The organism is Rhodobacter sp. P1_C2, from assembly GCF_056406375.1.
In genome coordinates, this window is sequence record NZ_JBFUAG010000014.1 from 47010 (window position 1) to 67066 (window position 20057).

Genomic DNA, 20057 nt, shown 5'->3' on the forward strand with positions numbered 1-20057 from the left:
CTGCCGTCTGGCCACGCGCTAGGCGCCGTCAAAAAGGTTCATGCGCAGCAGAACCTGGGTTTCCTGCCGCTCGTAAATCCCATGCGACGCATCGAGGTAGTATTTCCACTCCGGGTCCGCATTGCGCGCGATGCGCCGGGTTTCCATGTCGCCCATGCTGTCGTAACCCCAGACATGGGTGATTTGCTGCAAATTGCCCACGGTCGTCAGGTAATAGCCCAATGGCGGCCCGATATGGCGCAGCATGACCTTCATGGCGAACTGCTCGGTCGTCTCAAGAAACGTCGGCATCTTGTTGAAATGGATCAGATAAGTCCGAAAGTCCACCACGCGCTTCGTCGTGGCGATGTTGGGAAGCTGGTCATTGCCGGGGAAAACGATGCGGCGCGTCAGGCGGTTCTCGCGGTAGCGGACGATGCCGTCGGCGGCGCACAGATACTGCTGCCACGACGGGTCATCTGCGATCGCTGCCTGTTTGCGGTCGTAGTCGGACAGCGACTCATAGCCCCAAAGCTGCGTGACGCAGTTGATCCGCCCGACGTTGGGCACATAAAAGTTGATCGGCGCGCCGCCGTGCCGCAGCATGGCCGGAAGCGCGAACTCTTTATACAGCGCCGTCAGCTCTGGCAGCTTTCCGCGCTCGTATTCCTCGACGCGAATCTCGACGACGGGTTTTTGCCACATATAAACCTCCCTACGGCCCTCCGCGTGCGACCATAGACTTTCTATCCGGTCCGCAAGGGCCTGTCGCGCCGGATGCAGGTCGGAACGTACGGCAAGCTTCCCCGCCACGCTGCGTGACATTCACCACGCATGGGACAATGTGTCAACATGCGGGATTACATCGAAGCGCGGCGGCTATCGGGAAACTTTGATCCCAGAGCCCGGGCCAAGAGCCCGATCCCCCCGCGGCTCGATTCGCCTCGGTTGACACAGAGTACCACAATGTAGGATTGTTATGAGAATGCGTCGCATATCCGACGCGAGGATGGCGGTGCCAAGCGGGCCTTGCCGCCGTCGTTACGCCGAAATAATCTCCCGGAAGGACACCTGATGATACCCTGCCCTCCTGCCGCCCTGCGATTTCTGGGTGAACGCGTCCAGTTCGCCTATGTCGTCAAGGACATCGAGGCCACTATCAAATATTGGACCGAGGTGTTGCGGATTGGCCCCTTTGTCCTGATCGAAACTTCGCGTGGCCCGCGCGATTTCTTCTACCGGGGCCAGGTTACGGAGATGGATTTCTATGTCGCCTTTGCCTATACGGGCGACGTCCAGATCGAGTTGATCCAGCCCAAGGATGACCATCCGTCGCTGTACAGAGAGTTTTTTGCCCAGGGCCGCGAAGGGTTCCACCACTCCGCTTTTTGGCCAGAAGACTTCCCCGCAGCCTGCAACTGGCTGGAAAAAAACGGATTTGTCGAGATCGGTTCGGTGCGGATGAAGGATGGCACGGTGAGTGTGGCCTATTACGAAACGCCCGCGATGCTCGGCTCCATCGTCGAGATCGTCCCGCTGACGGCGGATCGCATGGCCTATTTCAACCGGATCCATCGCCTGTGCCGTGATTGGGATGGCGAAAGCCGGCCGCTGCGTCGTTTTTTGGATCGAGCTGCATTCCTTGCCTCTGGCGAAGGTGCTTAATGTTTTTCGGGCTGTCTCGCTGGCGATGCGGGAACGCCCAAAGTGACAACCTACAGCGGTCAGCACCTCTGCGAACGCCGCATGGTCAGGCGGGACTGGCTGGCGATGCGGCGTTTGGATCGGTCGATCTTACGAAAATATAGGATAACGAAATCCCGCGAGTTGACATTTATTACTGTGCAGTGCAGATTTGGCGAAAGCGTTTCCGGGAGGGGCAATGCCGAACACCGCACCAACCTTTGCGCTGGATTATGAATACATGCAGAGGCTTATCAATCGCCTCGTTGCATTCGCCGTGACTGAGGGCATGGCCATGCCGCGCCGGATGTTCTGATCAATGCGAAGCAAGGTTAGGACTTCTTTTGATTATGTGATCGTGGGCGGCGGTACAGCGGGATGCGTGTTGGCCGCACGGTTGTCGGAGGACACTTCTTGCCGAGTGCTGCTCCTCGAGGCCGGTATGCGAGACTGGAACCCCGTACTGCAAATTCCCTTGGGTGTCGGCGTGATCCGTCAGAAGAACCTGTTCGATTGGGGCTATGTCACCGAACCGCAGCCCCATCTTATGGATCGTCGTATTGAAATGAAACGTGGCAAGGTGCTCGGGGGATCGTCGTCGATCAATTTCATGGCGCACAATCGCGGCTCCCGGTGGGATTTTGATCGATGGGTCGAACTTGGCGCTACCGAATGGTCGCATTCAACGATGGAGCCCTATTTCAAGCAGCTGGAAACTTGGGAAGGTGCCGCAGAGAAGGCCCGCGGCACTGTGGGTCCGACACATGTACGCTACACCTGTACCACCGATCCCCTCGGTCAGGCAGTGCTTGCCGCGGCTGCTTCCAGCGGTCAGCCGATCTGTGCGGATCTGAACGGACCAGATCCTGTCGGCTTCGGCCTGGCTCAATCGGCAATCCACAATGGCAAGCGGGCAAGTTCATCGCGCGCCTACCTCAATCCCATCCGTCGCTCGCGCGGTAACCTCCAAGTGGTGACGCGGGCCCATGTGACAAAGGTCAATTTCCGGGGTACGCGTGCGACGGGGATTCAGTATATCCGCCACTCCAAGCTCTGCCGCGTAGAGGCAAGCCGGGAGGTTATTCTTTCGGCGGGCGCCTTTAACACACCCCATATTCTCATGCTTTCGGGGATTGGCGAGGCGGCCGCGCTGCGCAAGCACGGGATTGCAGTAGTTGGGGACCTGCCTGGCGTGGGCAAGGATCTGCAAGATCACTTGTCACTGCCCTTGACTTATAAGCGGATCGGTCCCGAAGGCCCGCTTCACAGAATGCTGCGGATCGACCGGCTGGCCGTTTCGATCGTTCGAGCGATGGTCCTTGGACAAGGCCCGGCGACCGTGTTGCCAAGTGGCGTAAACGCGATTCTGAGGTCGAAGCCCAATATTGATATGCCAGACCTTCAGATGTTGTTCGGCGCAGGTGCCATGGAGGCCGCCGCTTGGATTCCGGGTCTCACGAACTGGCAGGATCTTTTCTACTTGCGCCCAGTCCTTGCGCGGCCGGAAAGCCGTGGTGAGGTACAGCTCAGATCTTCGGACCCCTTCGTGACGCCGTTGATCGACCCAAATTTTTTGTCCGCACGGCAGGATGTCGACACGCTTTGTCGCGGCTTCGAGATTGCCCGCGATGTCGCGCAACAGGCACCCATGGATGCCTTCCGCGGCGAGGAGTTGGTGCCTGGCACGGACTGCCAAACGCAGGCCGACATAGAACGCCACGTACGCAACACCGCCACGACCGTCCAGCACGCGGCGTCCACCTGCCGGATGGGCAAGGATTCGCGGAGTGTGGTCGATCAGAAACTGTCGGTTCACGGGATCGAAGGTTTGCGCATCGTTGATGCCTCGGTGATGCCTGAAATACCGGGTTGCAATATAAACGCAACGGTTTTGGCGATTGCAGAACGCGCATCAGATTTTATCAGGTTGGGCCACATATGAAAAATATGGCGAATCAAGCATTATACATGGAGGAGCCGTAGACGCCGTGCGGGGCAGTCATCTTTGAGCCCAGTAGATAAGGAAAAACAAAAGACGACTGCAACGCAGTAACGGTCGGAAAGCCGCTGTATCCTGAAATTTTCAACAGGGTTCAAGCGAAAGTGGCGCGCCGAAAGATATCTATTCCAGGGAGGAAACTATGAAGAGAAAACTCGCAACCCTCGTATTGGCCATTGCCTTGACCGTCGGGACCACCGCATCGTCAAATGCCACGGATCTCACCTTTGGTTTTGGCTATCCGCCAGGTAGCCTGCATGCGTCGGCGGCAGACGCATTCAAGAAATATGCGTCTGAAAATGGCGGTCTCAACATTGAGCTTTTCGGAGCTTCTCTGCTGGGCATTGCGCAACTGCCAGAAGGCATCCGTGATGATGTTGTCGATATGGGTTTCAATGCCCATGCCCTGTTCAGCGCAGAGTATCCAAACAGCAACCTGCCTGCCGACCTCAACATACTCGCATCCGCGAAGAATGATCCGCTGCAGGTCATGCAAGCCCCTGCAGCAATGGCCGGTGCGATCACTGAATACATCATGCTGCATTGCCCGGAATGCCAGCAGGAATTTGCTCAACAGGGTCAAGTTTATCTCAGCGGCCAGTCCTCGGCATCCTATGCGCTTGAGTGTCTGAAGCCAGTGACCACTCTAGCCGATCTCAAGGGCAAGCAGATCCGCACTGCTTCAGGATATTGGTCTCGTTGGGCAGCAGGCGTGGGCGCAGTCGGTGTGTTCATGTCGGCAAACGAGGTATTCACTGCGCTGTCTCAAGGTGCGGTGGACTGCGTCGCAATGTCGCCGGCCGAACTTATTTCGCTTCGCCTGGTCGACGTTGCCAAGAGCGTGACCATCGGCGCGCCCCAGGGCGTGTTCTCAGGCATGGGCGTTGTGAACATCAACGCAGACAAATGGCGCTCACTCGATGTCGATACACGGAGATCCCTGATGGGCGCTGCATTCTTCCTGAACGCAAAACTCACCTATGAACTCGCAAGGAACTCTCAACTTGGCCTTGATGCGGCCAAGGCGAAGGGCATCGAGATCCTTCAACCGGCCCCTGATCTTGCCGCCGCAACTGCTGATATGAACGCAACCAATCGTAAGATGGTGATTGAACAATACACAAATGTGTCGAAGCTGACTGACATCGACGCCAAAGTTGCGACGATCAATGGCCTAGTCGATAAATGGCTGGATCTGATGAACGGCGTCACAACCATGGAAGACATGCAGCGGATCTATGACGAGCAAATCTTCTCGAAGATTGATCTTGCGACCTATGGGATGAACTGACGTCATCAGTTTGACGAGAGCCACCTGCACAACGCTGCAAGCAGGAATTTGGCTCTCGTTTGCCAAGATTGAGATCAATTTGATATGTGCATTGGTTCGGTACGCCATGCACAGGGTTGAATAAACCGGAGGAGAAGTGATGTCCAAGCCATTGAATATGTTTGTAGATGGTTTAATGCGGTTCACCTATGTCTGCGGCGCCATATGCATCGGCCTGATGATGGTGCACGTAACGATTCATGTGCTGTGCCTATATCTTCTGTCGTTCCCATTGCCAGTGACCTATCTGGTTGTCTCCAATTACTACATGGTCACCATCACCTTCCTTTGTATAGGTCTTGCGGAAATGAAAGGATCGCACATTTCTGTGGATTTTCTACATGAGGCGATGCCCCGCTGGATGAAGGCGGCGAGCTCCGTGTTTGCCTCTCTCCTGACGACGGCAGTTTTTACCATCATGGGATGGCGAGGTCTGGAGAATGCCATCGCCAAGACGAAGTCCGGTTCTTACGATTTGGAATATGGAATAAAATTGATTAGCTGGCCGTCGTACTATCTTGTGCCCATCGGATCATTTCTTGTGGTTCTGGTTGTATTCGCTAAGCTCCTCAAGCAATGGCAAAATGAACAATGATCGTCGAAAAACTCAACTTGGGCCAGGGGTAAATGCAAATGAGTCCTGAAATAATTGGTCTCCTAGGATTGGGAGCATTGTTGGTACTGGTGCTGATCCGTATTCCGGTAGCCGTATCTCTTATAGCAGTATCGTTCGTCGGAACCTGGATCATCGCCGGCAACAGGGTCGCCATGGGAATGATCGGCGTTATTCCTTATGGGATCGCGAGCCAGTGGGAATTGAGTTCCATTCCGTCTTTCATCCTGATGGGATACATCGCCTACCATGGGAAAGTCACGGCCGGATTGTTCAGTGCCGCGAGGGTCTGGCTTAACGGAATTCCCGGAGGACTTGCCATCGCGGGAATCTTTGGTGCTACTGGTTTCGCTGCTGTCACGGGTTCGTCTGTGGCCTGTTCTGCATCGATGGGCCGAATTGCTGTTCCGGAGATGCTTAAATCAGGTTATGATGTCGGGCTGGCTACTGGATCTATTGCTGCCGCTGGCACGATAGGAGCTCTGATTCCGCCCTCAATCCTTTTGATCATCTTTGGCATTATCGCGAATGTGTCGATCACTGATCTGTTCGTGGCCGGTGTGGTGCCCGGTCTGTTAACCGGGGTCGGCTACATTGCCGTCGTCGTATTAACTGCGATTTTGAAGCCCAATATGGCGCCACGCCGCCCGGAGGCCTACACTTGGGCGGATCGCTTTTCGAGTCTGCGATCCATTCTTCCGACAATCATGATCATTCTTACAGTATTCGGCGGCCTTTTTGCGGGTGTTTTCACGCCGACCGCAGCCGGGGCCGTCGGGTCCGTCATTGTCTTGGTGCTTTGCTTGGTAACGCGGACTATCTCGTTGAAGGGCATATGGGATTCCTTCTGCGAGACGTTAGATGTATGCGCCACCCTATTCATCATTGTCATCGGTGCGAGCATGTTGGTGCGATTCCTCGCATTTAGCGGTGCAGGGGCTATGCTGTCAGAGGCAATCGTATCAATTTCGGGCAATCAGTACACGCTCCTTTTGGGTATTACGTTGGTTTATCTTTTTCTAGGAATGTTTCTGGATCCAATGGGCTCCATGCTGCTGACGCTGCCGATATTCCTGCCAGTCCTTCATGCCATGAACTTCAATCTCGTCTGGTTCGGCGTGTTACTGGTGAAGTATCTTGAGATTGGCATGATTACCCCGCCTGTTGGCTTAAACGTCTTTGTCATGAAAGGGGTTGTTGGCGATGCAGTTTCTGTTGGCCGGATCTTCAAAGGTGTGGCGCCGTTCATCCTAGCCGATCTGGTGCTTGTGATCGTGCTAATCGCTTTCCCCTCACTGGTTCTGTTTTTGCCGAACCTGCTGAATTGAAGTTTGGCACCCTCTGCCATGCGACACTAACTCAATGCGAAATACCGGAGTCCTGAACAATGAATGACATCGTGAAAATGCAGCGGCTGGCTGGCCGGAAATTCGTGGTCACCGGCGGGGCTGCCGGCATCGGCAACGCGATCGCCAAGCTGTTCCTGTCCGAGGGGGCCACGGTTTCCCTGTTCGACCGCAGCAGCGAAATCGTGCTGCCGGCGGCCGATGCGGGCCGCTGCAAGGCCTTTCACGCCGACGTGACCGACGCCCCCGCCGTTGAACGCGCGGTCGCCGAGGCGGCGGCCTTCATGGGCGGGATTGATGGCGTGGTCAACGCCGCCGGGATCATGGCGCAGGGCAGCATCACCGACATGTCGGTCGCCGAGTGGCGCCGGATCATCGAGGTCAACCTCTTTGGCACCTACACCGTCGCCCGGACCTGCGTGCCCTGGCTTCAGAAGTCGCCCGGCGCCACCATCGTCAACATCGCCTCGGCCCAGGGTCTGCTGTCGAATGCCCCGGCACTGACGGCCTATGCGACCTCCAAAGGCGCTGTCGTCACCTTTACCCGCTCGCTCGCCGCCGATCAGGCGCCCGGAATCCGGGTGAACTGTGTCTGCCCGGGCATGGTCGATACCCAGATGGCCGATGGCTACCGCCAGAACGTCGGCAACTACGCGCTGAAGCGTCTGGCCGATCCGCTTGAAATCGCCAAGGCGGTCTTGTTCCTGTCCAGCGAGGATTCCTCCTATGTGACAGGCGCAGCGCTTTCCGTCGATGGCGGCCGATCTTTCCACTAGGTGCCGGCGGCGCCCACACCCCAAATTTGCGGAGACGGAACATGCAGAAATATAACCACTGGATCAACGGTGCAGAGGTCGCTCCGGCCTCTGATGAATGGTTCGACACGGTAGATCCCTATCGTGGAGAGGCCTGGGCCCAGGTTGCCAAGGGCAACAAGGCCGATGCCGATCTGGCGGTGCAGGCGGCGCATGACGCGATGACCACCGGCCCCTGGGCGACCATGACCGCCACCCAGCGCGGCAAGGTTCTGCGCAAGATCGGCGACCACGTTCTGGCAAACATGGACCGTCTCGCGCAGCTCGAGGCGCGCGACAATGGCAAACTTCTGGCCGAAACCCTTGGCGGCCTGCGCTATATGGCGGAGTTCTGGTACTATTATGCCGGGCTGGCCGACAAGATCGAAGGCGCGGTCATGCCGATGGACAAGCCCGACCTGTTGGGCATGACCTACCGTGAGCCGGTCGGCGTCGTTCTGGCCCTGACGGCCTGGAACTCGCCGCTCCACTTCCTGACGATCAAATGCGCCCCGGCGCTGGCGGCGGGCTGTTCGGTGGTGGTCAAGCCGTCGGAATTCTCTTCGGTCGGCTCGCTGGCATTCGCCGCCCTGGCCAAGGAGGCCGGCCTGCCCGACGGCGTGATGAACGTCGTGACCGGCTTTGGCACGGACATCGGCGCGCCGCTGGTCGAACACCCCGGCATCGCCCATGTGACCTTTACCGGGTCTGATGTGACCGGCGCCCGGGTCTATGCCGCCGCCGCCGCCGGGATGAAGCGCGTCGCGATGGAGCTTGGCGGCAAGTCGCCCAATATCATCTTCGAGGATGCCGATCTTGAACTCGCCGCTGCGGGCGCCGTTTCGGGCATTTTCGGCGCTGCGGGGCAGATGTGCTCTGCCGGGTCGCGCCTGCTGGTCCAGAACACCATCAAGGAAAAGTTCACTGAACTTCTGATCGCCCGGGCGCGTCAGATCAAGATCGGCGATCCCATGGACCCCAGCACCCAGATGGGCCCGATTGCGACACCGCCCCAGTTCCAGAAGGTTCTGGACTACATCGAAATCGCCCGGTCCGAGGGCGCGGAATGTGTGCTGGGCGGCAAGCCTGCAGAAGGCCCTGGCATCATTGGCGGGCAGTTCGTGGAGCCGACTATCTTTACCGGCGTCAACAACGCCATGCGGATCGCGCAGGAGGAGGTCTTTGGCCCGGTACTGGCCATCATCGGCTTTGAAGACGAGGCCGAGGCGATCAAGGTCGGCAACGACACCGCCTATGGCCTGAACGCAGCCGTCTGGACCAGCGATATCGGCCGGATGATGCGGATGTCCAAGGCGTTGCATGTCGGCACCTTCTGGGGCAACACCTACCGGACCTACAGCTTCCTGATGCCCTTCGGCGGCATGAAGCGGTCCGGCGTGGGGCGTGAAAACGGGATCGAAGCGATCCATGAATTCCTTGAAACCAAGAGCGTGATGATCTCGATGGGAGCCATCCGCCCCTCCAACAATTTCATCCCGCGCTGACGCTGCCAAATGGCCGTGACGTGGCGCGCAACGGCAGCGTTGCGCCTCTTCCTTTGGTCTGGAATCGTCAAACCCGCGCGGAACTGCGCCTCAAGAAAATAGGTTGTCGCGAATGGCGGGATTTTATTGACCAAAACCGGACTGCGGGGTAGTGCTGGGGGAAAATCGCAACAGGCGTTCGGCCGCGTTTGACCAAGCGCGGAAACGCCTTTTGCTGTGATCGGATGCAGGGCGTCACGCCGCAGCGCCGATCAAATCGTGATGTTCGACGCGGTGGGGGGCAGAGAGTGGATCAGTACGACTATATCGTGATCGGGGCCGGGTCGGCAGGATGTGCCGTCGCGCGCAGGCTGAGCGACGATCCCAACCTCAACGTTCTGTTGCTGGAGGCGGGCGGGCCTTCGGACGGGTTCTGGAACCGGACGCCTGCCGGGGTGGCCAAGCTGCACAAGTCCGAAAAGGTGAACTGGAACTACACGACCGAACCCGTTCCCGGTCTGAACAACAGAAAGATCTATTGGCCGGCAGGCAAGGCTTTGGGCGGCGGCAGTGCGATCAACGGCATGGTCTATATCCGGGGCGACCGGCGCGACTTTGACCACTGGGCCGCGCAGGGCAATGCGGGCTGGGCCTGGGATGACGTGCTGCCCTACTTCAAGCGCAACGAAACCAATATGCGCGGCGCCAGCGCGGCGCATGGCGCCAGCGGCCCGCTTTACGTCAGCGATCCTTCGATCGTGCACCCGACCATCCACGACTTCATCAGTTCCGCCAAGGCCTGTGGCCTGCCCCATCGCGCCGATTTCGCCCTAGGCGAGCAGGAGGGCGCCGGAACCGTCCAGTACACCATCAAGAACGGCGAGAGATATTCCAGCTACCGCGCCTATATCGAACCCGTCAAAGACCGTTGTAACCTGACGGTCGAGGCGGGCGTCCAGGTTTGCCGCATCCTGCTGGAAAACCGGGTGGCCACCGGGGTCGAGGTCATCATGCAGGGCCAAAAGCGTGTTGTGCAGTCGCGGCGCGAGGTAATCCTGTCGGCTGGTGCGATCCGGTCGCCGCATCTTCTGATGCTGTCGGGCATCGGCGATGCGCAGCACCTGCAAGCCCACGGCGTGGCGCTCGTTGCTCATCTGCCGGGGGTTGGGCAGAATCTACAAGACCATCTGACCGTGCGCGTCCAGGCGCAGACCGGGCCGGAAAGCTCTTACAACGCCGCGCTGCGTGGCTGGCGCAAATACCTGCATGGCGCCCGCTATATCCTGACGAAAAGCGGGTATCTGGCGCTTGGCACCTCTTCGGCGGCGGCTTTCCTGAAAAGCAGCAGCGCCGTCGATTACGCCGATATCGAGATCAGCTTTCGGGCCATGACCTTTACCGCCCAACCCTCGGGCAAGGTCGAGATCGACAATTATGACGCCATCAGCGGTTCAGTCTATCGGGTGCGCCCGGCCTCGCGCGGGGCGATCACGCTGCGTTCGCCCGACCCGGCAGAGGCGCCGCTGATCCAGCCGAATTATCTGGGCGATCCCGAAGATCTGGCCGCCACCATTGCAGGCATCCGCGCCTTTCGCCGCATCCTTGCGGCCTCGCCGCTGGCGGCGCGTCTGCACAAGGAACTTGTGCCGGGCGCTGATGCCGACAACGACGAAAAGCTTGCCGATTATGTCCGCCGCGACGCCTCGTCGGTGTTTCACCCGGCGGGGTCGTGCAAGATGGGTCAGGATGACATGGCCGTCGTTGACCACAAACTGCGGGTGCGCGGCATCGAAGGTCTGCGGGTGATCGACGCTTCGATCATGCCGGTCGTCACCTCGGGCAACACCAATGCGCCCAGCATTATGATCGGGGAAAAGGGCGCCGATCTGGTGCGGGAGCGGCTTGGATGACCCCGCCTTTCACAGGAGCATCGCACCATGGCTGAGGCCCCTTCCGATATCGCCACCGGCCCGCTGGTCGGCTTTGTGCATGGCCTCCGCTTTGCGGACCTGCCGCTGCCGGTCGTGCAGGAGGCCACCCGCGCCCTGCTGGATGCGGTCGGCTGTGCCATAGGTGGCGCCCGGCACGAGATTGTTGACCGCGCCCACGACGCCTTGCGCCCGTTCAGCGGCCCGCCCACCACCACAATCCTGGGCCGGGCCGAGCAAAGCGACCCGCTGCATGCGGTGCTGATCAACGGTCTGGCGGGTGCCGCGCATTCGTTCTTTGACACCTATTCCGAGGCCCTTCTGCATCCCGGCGGCACGGTCGCCTGCGTTCTTCTGGCCATTGCCGAACGTGCGCCAGTCAGCGGCGAGACGTTTCTGACCGCCTTTGCCGCCGGGGTGGAGGTTGCCTGCCGTCTGACCCGGATGACGATCCTCGCCCCGGCCGAGGGCAATATTTCCTGGTCGCAGTCCGGTGTCGTCGGCGGCATTGCGGCGGCCTTGGCGGGGGGCAAGCTTTTGGGGCTGCGGCCCGACCAGTTGCGCTTTGCCGTGGGCATCGCCGCGTCCGAGGCGGCGGGCACAAGGGTTGAACACGGCAGCATGGCGGCCTCGCTGATCTTTGGCCGGGCGGCGCAAAGCGGCCTGCGGGCGGCGCTGCTTGCCGCGCATGATTTCACCAGCTCGCCGCGCCCGATCGAGGACAGGCACGGCTTTGCCAGCGTGTTTTCGACCAAACCCAACTTTGCCGCCGTGGTGGATGGGTTGGGGACGCAGTTTGAATTGTTGCAGGACACCTACAAGCCCTTTCCGACCGGCGTTGTGGTCCACCCCGCAATCGACGCGATGCTGCGGCTGAAACGGGAACAGGCCTTCACCCCGGCTGACATCCGGCGGATCGGCCTTCGCGTGACACCCAGTGCGGTGACCTTTGGCGACCGCCCGCGCCCAAAGAACCATCTTGAGGCCAAGTTCAGCATCCAGCATTGGGTTGCCGCCGCCGCGACCTATGGCAAGGCCGGCATCGCGCAGGGTGCCAATGCGGTCGTGACGGACCCGGCGATCCTGCGCCTGCGCTCTTTGGTCGAGGTGCAGGCCGACCCTGCCCTGCCGCCCCACGGCGCAAACCTGACGGTGGATCTGAGCGACGGCAGGCAGCTTGAAAACGTGGTCGAACACTGTGTCGGAAGTGCTGCCAACCCGATGAGCGACGCCGATCTGGAAACCAAGTTCACCGAGCAATGCGCCCCCGTCATCGGCGCGCCGCGCGCCCGGGCGCTTGCCGCGCTGTGCTGGCGGGTGGCGGCCCTGACCGATGCCGCAGAACTCGCCCGCAGCGGTCGCCCGCTGTGACGCATTCCGCAAAAAAAGCCGGCCTGACGCTGCAAGCGCTTATGCCGGCCGCGTCAGCATGTAGCTCGGGCGCAGCGGCAAGCATGAAACTGACGAGGCCATAGAGCGTGCGACGAAAGTACTGGGTTATCACTCTTCTCGGCCATGCCTTTCTGGTGCAGGCGATTGCGATCCTGTTGCGGATGGCCATCGTCTATCAGTCGGCGGCCATTCATCTGGGCGATCTCTGGATCGGCGTGATCGGCGGCGCCTTTGGCTTGCTTCCGGCGTTGCTGGGCCTGCATGTCGGGCGCTACATCGACCAGCGCGGCGAGACCCAGGCGCTGATCTGGGGCTCGGCGGCCATGATGGCCGCAGCGATTGCCCTCATGATGGCGCCATCATTCATTCTCACATTGCTATTGGGCAGCATCGCGCTTGGGGCCGGACAATTTCTTGGCATCGTGTCGCAACAAAGCGCCGCCAGCAAGGCGGTCGGACCAGAGCGGGCGAAAAGCCTGGGGACTTTGACACTTGCCATTGCGATGGCGCAGGCGGCGGGGCCACTGGGCATCTCACTTCTGTCGAATGGAAGCGTGCTGCCGGATACGCAGAAGATTTTTGAGGCGGGGAGCATGCTTTGCTCCGTCTCCCTGGCTTTCGCCCTGCTGATCGCCTTGCCGTACCATCCGCCGTCCACTGCGAAACAAGGGGTCTTAAGGACGGCAATCACGTTGCTCCACATCCCGGGATATCGACTGGCCACCTGTTCCTCGCTGGTCATCTTTGGCGCGATGGATCTTCTAGTGATGTATTTGCCGCTGTATGGGATGGAGCAGAACATTTCGGCGAGCACGATTGGCGTACTGCTTGCGGTGCGCGCGAGTGCGTCCATCCTCTCGCGCTTCTTTTTCAGCCAGCTGTTGACGTGGCTCGGGCGTGACAAGCTGTTGCTTTGGAGTCTCGCCATGTCGTCCGCAGCGATCGGCGTCTTGATGATGACCGCACAGCCCTGGGTGATGTCGATCTCACTATTTTGTGCCGGGCTTGGTCTTGGGCTGGGAGCACCGCTGACTCTGGCCTGGCTGGCGGACATCGTGCCGCCGGAAATCAGGGGCAGCGCCTATTCCTTGCGGCTGGCGGTGAACCGGGTCGGTCAATCGACGCTTCCGGTCGCGGCGGGCCTTTTGGCAGGACCATTGGGCATTGCCGGGGTCTTTCTGGCCATGGCCCTGTCGCTGGGGGTGAACACAGCTGTCGCGGCCCGAATTTACCAGAACAAAGCCTGAGAGTTTCGCATCGTTGGGTCGGGAGCGGTCTGTTCCGCTCCCGCAGGGACAGGCCATGGTACCGGGTCTGTCGCGGGATATGTGGGGGGCCTATTCTTCTTCGGTAAAGAACTTGATGCCGTCCATGAACTTGTTCGGCGCCATGAAGACCGACAGGATCACCGCGCCATTGGGCGAATGGGCGATGTGCTTGTTTCCACCCGGGCGCCAGACAAAGTCACCGGCATTGCACGCGCCCTCATCATCTTCCAGCGACCCTTCAAGCACATAGGTCTGCTCCAGTTTGGTGTGCTCGTGTAGCGGCACGACAGCACCGGGCGCCATCTTGAACAGGATGGTCGAGCGCCCATCATCATCCTTGTACAGGATCTTCATCGTGATCTTTTCGATGCCGCTCTCTTCCCAAGCCATGCCGGACGCACCGATAAAATGCGATGCCAGCTCCGGCGGGTTGACGATTTTCATGGCCATGGTTTCCTCCCTCACGCAGTTAGGATATGTCGAGTTGTTCAATTTCAAATTCGGGGTTCGTGGTCAGGCTGGGAATGCGGCCCCTCACCTTTTCACAATAAGCCGTGTTGATATCTGCGATGCAGAATGTCCCGGGCTGGTCGTCACATTGATCCAGAATCTTGCCCCAGGGATCGATGATCATGGCGTTGCCATAAGTTTGCCAGTCGCCCGGATGCGTTCCGCATGTGGCGGGGGCCAGAACGTAGCATCCCGTCTCGATGGCGCGGGCGCGCAGCAAGGGTTCCCAATGAGCTTGACCGGTTTCAGCGGTAAAGGCTGACGGAACCGATAGAATCTCGGCACCCGCGCGGGCAAGCCCACGATAGAGTTGCGGAAACCGCAGGTCATAGCAAACCGTCATCCCGATGGCGCCGACCGGCGTACGTACCACGGGAGCCCGGGCCCCACCTACGTAGTGGCGCGACTCTCCGACCGTGCGACCATCTTGCAGCCGGGCGTCGAAGAGGTGGATCTTGTCGTAATGCGCGACTACCTCGCCCGCGGGCGCGATCAAAACCGAACGGTTCGCCAGCTTGGAGTCCGGCGTGCCGTCGGCAAGGACCACGAGGCTGCCAACCAGCAGCCAGATGCCATGCTGCCGTGCCAGCGCGCGCAACGTCGTTAACACAGTGCTGTCTTCCATGGCCGAGGCCGACGATCGCATCGATTGACTGGATCTGTCGAGATAGGTCGCGAACTCTGGCAACGCGACGAGCGTTGCGCCCTGTATCACGGCAAGACCGACCAAGCATGCAATCTCGGCCAGATTGATCGCAATGTCATTGCCTGGCGTCAGTTGAAGGCAGGCCGCGCGGCAGCAGGTTGCACTCATTTTGCAGGCAGGCCAAGAATGCTGCGGGCCTCTGCGGCTGTTGCCATTTCGCCGCCAATGGAGCGAATAATGCCGATGGCCTTTTCCACCAGCTGGGCATTGGTTTGGGCGAGTTCGCCCTTGCTCAGATAGAAGTTGTCTTCCATGCCGACCCGGATATGCCCGCCCATCAGGAAGGCTTGGGCGACCATCGGGAACTCTGCCCGGCCAACGCCAAAGGCGGCCCAAACTGTATCGCGCGGCAAAGCGGATTTGAAATAGGCCACCATCTCTGCTGTTGCGGGAGCTCCCCACGGAATGCCAAGCGCGAACTGGAAGATCGACGCGGCAGGCACAGTGCCCTCCTTCAGCATCTTCAGCGCAAGCGCCAGATGCCCGGCGTCGAAAATCTCAAGTTCGGGCAGCGAGCCAGCTTCACGGATGCCCTGGGCAATCGCCTCGATTTGGGCGGGCACGTTGATCAGCGCGCCGTTGCCAAAGTTGAGCGACCCCATGTCGAGCGTGCATATCTCAGGTTTCAGTTCAAGGATGTGGCGGACCCGGTGCGAAGGCGGGCGGACGTTGGAGCCTGCGGCGAAAGTATTGGTTTCCTCCAGCCCGGGCACAAATCGGGCACCAGGTCCGGTGGTCAGGTTCAGGATGATGTCGCTGCCCGAAGCCCGGATGATTTCGACAACCTCCCGGTAATAGGACAGTTCCATGCTTGGCTTGCCGGTTTCCGGGTCGCGGACATGGATATGGGCGATGGCTGCACCGGCTTGACCCGCTTCAATCACGGCCTGCGCAATCTGTTTCGGGGTCACGGGCAGCTGTTTGAACTTGTGGGCGACATCGTCACCCCCCGTTACGGCACATGTCAAAATTGTCTTGTTGCTCACCGGTCGATTCCCTCCAAACATCGAGGCAGCGCCTCTTTTTCGTTATTAGTTCCTGCAATGTGGGATTTTGTCAATACAACAATCACTCGCAAGAGGATCAGACTGGCCTACGGACCGGCGCGGTCTGATCCTCTTGCGCAAGGGTGCTTACGTCGTGCGCCCCTCGCGAAGCGCCAGAAGGGCAGCCATCAGAACGCATCCCAGGATGATGCTGCGCACCGCGTCGGGCAGCATCGTGCCCCCGATCAGGATATAGAGCGCGATCAGCATCAGCACGCCGCAGACGACGCCGGGATAGTGGCCCCGCCCGCCGGTGATCAGCACGCCGCCCGCCACGACGACGGCCACCGAAGGCAGAAGGTACTGGTCGCCCATGCTCAGCGTCGCGGCTCCGTTGAAGCCAACCAGCAACAGCGCCGCAAGCCCCGTTGAAGCACCGCAGATCACATAGGCCAGGAGCGTCGTCATCCGCACGTTGATGCCAGACAGGTTTGCCACCACGGCGCTGTTTCCGACCGCATAAAGACGCCGGCCTGCCGCTGTCGTGGTCAAAAAGACACTTGCAAGGATCACGAAGGGCACAAAGGCCCAGACGACAGGTTGCAGCCCGAAGACGCTGCCGTTGACGAACCAGCGCAGCATCGGGGGCGCCGAGCCCTCGGGTGAGCCGTTGGTATAGAAGAGCGTCATGCCTTGCAGAATGCCATTCATTGCCAAAGTGATCACCAAGGGCGGCAGGCCAAGCACCACGACACCCAATCCGTTAATCAGACCGATCAGAACGCCCAGACCGATAACCGCGGGAACCGACCAGGACAGCGCCGCATCCGATCCGTTCACCAGGCTGGAAAATACAACGGCGCAGAGCGTGATGGCCCAGGGGATCGACAGGTCCAGCCCGCCGGTGATGATGACCGTGGCCTGACCAAAGCCCAAGACCCCCAACAGCGCCGAGAGCAGCAGCAAGGAGCGGATGTAATCCCCTCCAAGTTGCCCGAAAACGGCAAAGGTCACGCCCACGATCACCAGAAAAGCGGCCAGCGCAGGCAGAACCTGGCGGATGTTTTCGGCATGTAAAACGCGCCACGGCGCTTTGGGCAGGGACACTGCCGACTCATTCTCTTCTGTCACATGAGGCCGGAGTTGTCTTTGCGCGGTGCGGTCACCGGTGATCTGACGGTAGATATCCGTTAGGTTGTGCAGGATCGAATTCTCCGACATCAGCGAGCTGAGGACGACGGCCAGGATCAGGATGGCGCCATCAAATATCGGCGACAGAAAGGTGGGCATAGAAAACACCATCAGGGTGTTGACCGTGCTCATCAGCAGGAAGGCCCCGAACACCGGCCCGACAAGTCCGCCTCGTCCCCCGGTCAAAGAGGTTCCGCCCAGCACGACGGCGGTGAACACCTGGATAAGCATAGTAGCGCCCACCAAGGGGTCACTCCCGCCAGCCTGGGCGGTGATAAACAGGCCGGCCAGACCATAAAACGCGCCGGCGATCGTATAGGCCAGAAACTTGACCCGGGGTGTATTCACCCCGTTCGCGGCGGCAGCGCTCTCATCGCTGCCGATGGCATAGATCGCCGTCCCGAGCCGCGAGTTGCGCAGCACCATCCAGAAGGCGATCGCCGCCAGGATCACGACCAAGGCCGCTGGCACCAGGTTCGGAATGACATCACCGGCAAAGAAGTTGATGAAGGACGAGGTGACATAGCCGCCCGGAATCGGCATGATCAGCAGCGCGATTCCTTGCAGGATGAACAAGGTTGCCAGCGTGACCACGATCGGCTGGATGCGCAGATAGGCGATCAGAATGCCATTGATCGCCCCGGCCGCCGCCCCGATCAGCACGCCGGCGATTGACACCATGATCTGGTTTTCCGGGCTGTCGGTCATCATCGAGCCGACGGAAACGCTGACCAGAGAGACGACGGCCCCGACGCTCAGGTCAATGCCGCGGGTAATGACGACCAGCGCCAGCCCCATCGCCGCCAAGGCAAGCCCGCCGCCCGTGCCAAGGTTCGAACTGATGTCAAAGTAGCTCAGCGGGCTTGGCGTGAACTGGTGGGTGATCAACGTGACCGCGATCAGCAGGGACAGTACCAACACTGGGGTGCGGTTGCGGTGCAGTTGATACCAGGCCGTTGCAAGAGAGTGGTTCAATGCACCACTCCCATATCTGCAGCAGACCCGGAGGGTTTCTTGTCGCCCAACATGGCGCGCATGATCTCCTTTTCCGAGATGTCATCATGCGGACCCTGCGCGCAGAGCTCTTCAACGATCTTTCCGCCATACAGCACCATCACTCGGTGGCACATCTGGCAGAGCTCGGGAGTTTCACTCGAATAAAGCAGGACAGAACCACCGGCTGCGGCGAATTCGTTTACCATCTGGTAGATCTCGTGTTTGGTGCCAACATCGACGCCACGGCAGGGGTCGAACAGCAATAGCACCTTCGGCTCGGTCAAAAGCCATTTGCCGATGACGATCTTTTGTTGATTGCCGCCGCTGAATGCGCCCGCCCGCGTGTAAATTGCGCGGTCCGCAAGTTGCACGCGCTTCATGATGCTGGCCACGGCCATGGTCTTGCGGCGGCGCCCCAGCAAGCCAAAACGTCCAATGCGGTCCAGGATCGGCGCGACCATGTTTTCAAGGCCGCTCATCTGCAGGAACAGTCCTTCGGTCTTGCGCTCTTCGGGCACCAGCGCCATTCCGCAGTTGATGGCCTGGCGCGGCGAGCCCAGGCGTGTCTGCTTGTCATTCAGGCTTATGGTTCCGGCCGCGGGCGGCTCGACGCCGAACAGCAGGTCGAACAGCTCTTTCTGGCCCATGCCTTGCAGGGCCGCGACACCCAGAATCTCACCGGGACGCAAGCTGAAGGTGCAGCCGTCCAGCCGCCCCTTGGAGCAAAGACCCTCGGCCGCCAGCGTTGGCGGGCAGTTGCTTGATACCGGAACTTTCTTCGGGAAGGTCGCGTCCAGCGAGCGGCCGATGATCATCTCCACGATGTCTTCGTCCGCTACATCGCCCGATGCAAAGGAGCCCACGTCCCGCCCATTGCGCAAGACCGTGACATGTTCGCAGAACTTGCGGATTTCCTGCATCTTGTGGGTGATCATCACTACGGTCAGCCCGGACGATTTCAGATCGCTCACCAGCCCCTGCAACCAGTCCACATCCCGCGAGGTCAGTGCCGAGGTCGCCTCATCCAGAAACAGCACATTCGGCCGGCGGAACAGGGCGCGGGCGATTTCCACCTTCTGACGCTGGCTGAGCGACAGGCATCTCGCCTCAGCCCGCAGGTTGACATCCGTAAGTCCCAGCTTTTCGAAATGCTCCGCGACCGACCGACGCGCGGTGCCCCAGTCGATCAGCCCGACCGAATGGCGCGGTTCGTGACCCAAGATCATGTTCTGCAAAATGCTCAGATCCGGGGCCAGCGCCAGTTCTTGGAAAGCCGTCTGCAATCCCGCTTTTTCGGCGTCTACGGGGCCGTTGAACACGACCGGGGCGCCGTTCACGCAGATGGTGCCGCTGTCTGGACGGATCAATCCGCTGAGCAGTTTGATCGTTGTGGACTTGCCGGCACCATTCTCGCCCAGCAGCGCGTGTGCCGTCCCGGCTTTCACTACGAAACTGACGTCAACCAACGCTTTCGTGGCGCCGTAACTTTTTGCCAGGTTCTTGACCTCAAGGGCCGAATGCTGCGGACCGATAACCCCGTTCAACGCGCCGGACCGGCCCAAAATCGGGGCATGTGTGGGTCTGCCGATCGAGCTTTCAACAATGCTCATGTAACCTCCCTCGTCGTCGATGCCACGCCCCCGGGGCTTTCGACCCGCCTTTACCCGGTGCGTAACGCCATTCTTGGCGGGTGCCCGTCTGGGTGACATGTCCAAGCGACCTCCTTCACTTGGACGTGCTGTGTCAGACAGGTTCTTCGATCCTTTCTACAGCCTTGTTCCGGGGGTGCGTCGCTCCGATTATTGATCTGGCGCTGCAGTAACGCGGTCTGCAAGGCGTCTGACAGGAAAGT

General features: G+C 59.9%; 16 protein-coding genes. 10 read left to right on the plus strand and 6 right to left on the minus strand.

What is annotated here, in order from left to right:
• Nucleotides 1-18 precede the first annotated feature (18 nt).
• Nucleotides 19-684 carry an NIPSNAP family protein gene (locus AC1DZT_RS20570; RefSeq protein WP_478008519.1) on the minus strand — a complete coding sequence of 222 codons (666 nt, stop codon included), beginning with the start codon at nucleotides 682-684 and terminating at the stop codon, nucleotides 19-21.
• A 369-nt stretch (nucleotides 685-1053) separates the two neighbouring features.
• On the opposite strand from AC1DZT_RS20570, the gene AC1DZT_RS20575 reads away from it, so the two are divergent.
• The 10 genes from AC1DZT_RS20575 (at nucleotide 1054) to AC1DZT_RS20620 (ending at nucleotide 13795) form a co-directional block, all read left to right on the plus strand.
• The gene (locus AC1DZT_RS20575; protein WP_478008520.1) at nucleotides 1054-1644 is read left to right on the plus strand and encodes a VOC family protein; all 591 of its coding nucleotides are present in this window, start codon (nucleotides 1054-1056) and stop codon (nucleotides 1642-1644) included.
• Nucleotides 1645-1981: 337 nt separating this feature from the next.
• Nucleotides 1982-3604: a GMC family oxidoreductase gene (locus AC1DZT_RS20580; protein WP_478008521.1), complete on the plus strand. Its 1623-nt coding sequence runs from the start codon at nucleotides 1982-1984 to the stop codon at nucleotides 3602-3604.
• A 199-nt stretch (nucleotides 3605-3803) separates the two neighbouring features.
• Nucleotides 3804-4952, plus strand: coding sequence for a TRAP transporter substrate-binding protein DctP (gene dctP, locus AC1DZT_RS20585; RefSeq protein ID WP_478008522.1), 1149 nt, complete (start codon nucleotides 3804-3806; stop codon nucleotides 4950-4952).
• Between the two features lie 139 nt (nucleotides 4953-5091).
• On the plus strand, nucleotides 5092-5586 hold the full coding sequence (locus AC1DZT_RS20590; protein WP_478008523.1) for a TRAP transporter small permease: 495 nt from the start codon (nucleotides 5092-5094) through the stop codon (nucleotides 5584-5586).
• Nucleotides 5587-5666: 80 nt separating this feature from the next.
• Nucleotides 5667-6932 (plus strand): TRAP transporter large permease, encoded by a 1266-nt coding sequence (locus tag AC1DZT_RS20595; protein ID WP_478008524.1) that lies wholly within the window; start codon nucleotides 5667-5669, stop codon nucleotides 6930-6932.
• Nucleotides 6933-6991: 59 nt separating this feature from the next.
• Complete coding sequence (locus AC1DZT_RS20600) at nucleotides 6992-7726, plus strand: SDR family NAD(P)-dependent oxidoreductase (protein ID WP_478008525.1); 735 nt, start codon at nucleotides 6992-6994, stop codon at nucleotides 7724-7726.
• A 41-nt stretch (nucleotides 7727-7767) separates the two neighbouring features.
• The gene (locus tag AC1DZT_RS20605; protein ID WP_478008526.1) at nucleotides 7768-9249 is read left to right on the plus strand and encodes an aldehyde dehydrogenase; all 1482 of its coding nucleotides are present in this window, start codon (nucleotides 7768-7770) and stop codon (nucleotides 9247-9249) included.
• Nucleotides 9250-9536: 287 nt separating this feature from the next.
• Nucleotides 9537-11138 (plus strand): GMC family oxidoreductase, encoded by a 1602-nt coding sequence (locus tag AC1DZT_RS20610; RefSeq protein ID WP_478008527.1) that lies wholly within the window; start codon nucleotides 9537-9539, stop codon nucleotides 11136-11138.
• 27 nt (nucleotides 11139-11165) lie between these two features.
• A complete protein-coding gene (locus tag AC1DZT_RS20615) occupies nucleotides 11166-12527 on the plus strand; it encodes an MmgE/PrpD family protein (RefSeq protein WP_478008528.1) in 1362 nt (453 codons plus the stop codon).
• Between the two features lie 107 nt (nucleotides 12528-12634).
• Nucleotides 12635-13795: an MFS transporter gene (locus tag AC1DZT_RS20620; RefSeq protein ID WP_478008529.1), complete on the plus strand. Its 1161-nt coding sequence runs from the start codon at nucleotides 12635-12637 to the stop codon at nucleotides 13793-13795.
• A 90-nt stretch (nucleotides 13796-13885) separates the two neighbouring features.
• Here the strand turns inward: AC1DZT_RS20620 and AC1DZT_RS20625 are convergent, their stop codons facing one another.
• The 5 genes from AC1DZT_RS20625 to AC1DZT_RS20645 all read right to left on the minus strand — a co-directional run bounded on the left by AC1DZT_RS20625 (nucleotide 13886) and on the right by AC1DZT_RS20645 (nucleotide 19815).
• Complete coding sequence (locus AC1DZT_RS20625; protein WP_478008530.1) at nucleotides 13886-14266, minus strand: cupin domain-containing protein; 381 nt, start codon at nucleotides 14264-14266, stop codon at nucleotides 13886-13888.
• Between the two features lie 19 nt (nucleotides 14267-14285).
• Complete coding sequence (locus AC1DZT_RS20630; RefSeq protein ID WP_478008531.1) at nucleotides 14286-15140, minus strand: carbon-nitrogen hydrolase family protein; 855 nt, start codon at nucleotides 15138-15140, stop codon at nucleotides 14286-14288.
• The gene (locus tag AC1DZT_RS20635) at nucleotides 15137-16018 is read right to left on the minus strand and encodes a beta-keto acid cleavage family enzyme (RefSeq protein WP_478008532.1); all 882 of its coding nucleotides are present in this window, start codon (nucleotides 16016-16018) and stop codon (nucleotides 15137-15139) included. The genes AC1DZT_RS20630 and AC1DZT_RS20635 overlap by 4 nt, the downstream gene beginning before the upstream one ends.
• 147 nt (nucleotides 16019-16165) lie before the next feature.
• On the minus strand, nucleotides 16166-18184 hold the full coding sequence (locus AC1DZT_RS20640) for an ABC transporter permease (RefSeq protein ID WP_478008533.1): 2019 nt from the start codon (nucleotides 18182-18184) through the stop codon (nucleotides 16166-16168).
• Nucleotides 18181-19815 (minus strand): sugar ABC transporter ATP-binding protein, encoded by a 1635-nt coding sequence (locus AC1DZT_RS20645; protein WP_478008534.1) that lies wholly within the window; start codon nucleotides 19813-19815, stop codon nucleotides 18181-18183. Before AC1DZT_RS20645 ends, AC1DZT_RS20640 begins: the two co-directional genes overlap by 4 nt.
• Between the last annotated feature and the right edge of the window lie 242 nt (nucleotides 19816-20057).

Coding starts and splice junctions, on each gene's coding strand:
- AC1DZT_RS20580 (WP_478008521.1), top strand. CDS start 1,982: ATGCGAAGCAAGGTTAGGACTTCTTTTGATTATGTGATCGTGGGCGGC.
- AC1DZT_RS20590 (WP_478008523.1), top strand. CDS start 5,092: ATGTCCAAGCCATTGAATATGTTTGTAGATGGTTTAATGCGGTTCACC.
- AC1DZT_RS20605 (WP_478008526.1), top strand. CDS start 7,768: ATGCAGAAATATAACCACTGGATCAACGGTGCAGAGGTCGCTCCGGCC.
- AC1DZT_RS20625 (WP_478008530.1), bottom strand. CDS start 14,266: ATGGCCATGAAAATCGTCAACCCGCCGGAGCTGGCATCGCATTTTATC.
- AC1DZT_RS20630 (WP_478008531.1), bottom strand. CDS start 15,140: ATGAGTGCAACCTGCTGCCGCGCGGCCTGCCTTCAACTGACGCCAGGC.
- dctP (WP_478008522.1), top strand. CDS start 3,804: ATGAAGAGAAAACTCGCAACCCTCGTATTGGCCATTGCCTTGACCGTC.
- AC1DZT_RS20575 (WP_478008520.1), top strand. CDS start 1,054: ATGATACCCTGCCCTCCTGCCGCCCTGCGATTTCTGGGTGAACGCGTC.
- AC1DZT_RS20615 (WP_478008528.1), top strand. CDS start 11,166: ATGGCTGAGGCCCCTTCCGATATCGCCACCGGCCCGCTGGTCGGCTTT.
- AC1DZT_RS20600 (WP_478008525.1), top strand. CDS start 6,992: ATGAATGACATCGTGAAAATGCAGCGGCTGGCTGGCCGGAAATTCGTG.
- AC1DZT_RS20645 (WP_478008534.1), bottom strand. CDS start 19,815: ATGAGCATTGTTGAAAGCTCGATCGGCAGACCCACACATGCCCCGATT.
- AC1DZT_RS20570 (WP_478008519.1), bottom strand. CDS start 684: ATGTGGCAAAAACCCGTCGTCGAGATTCGCGTCGAGGAATACGAGCGC.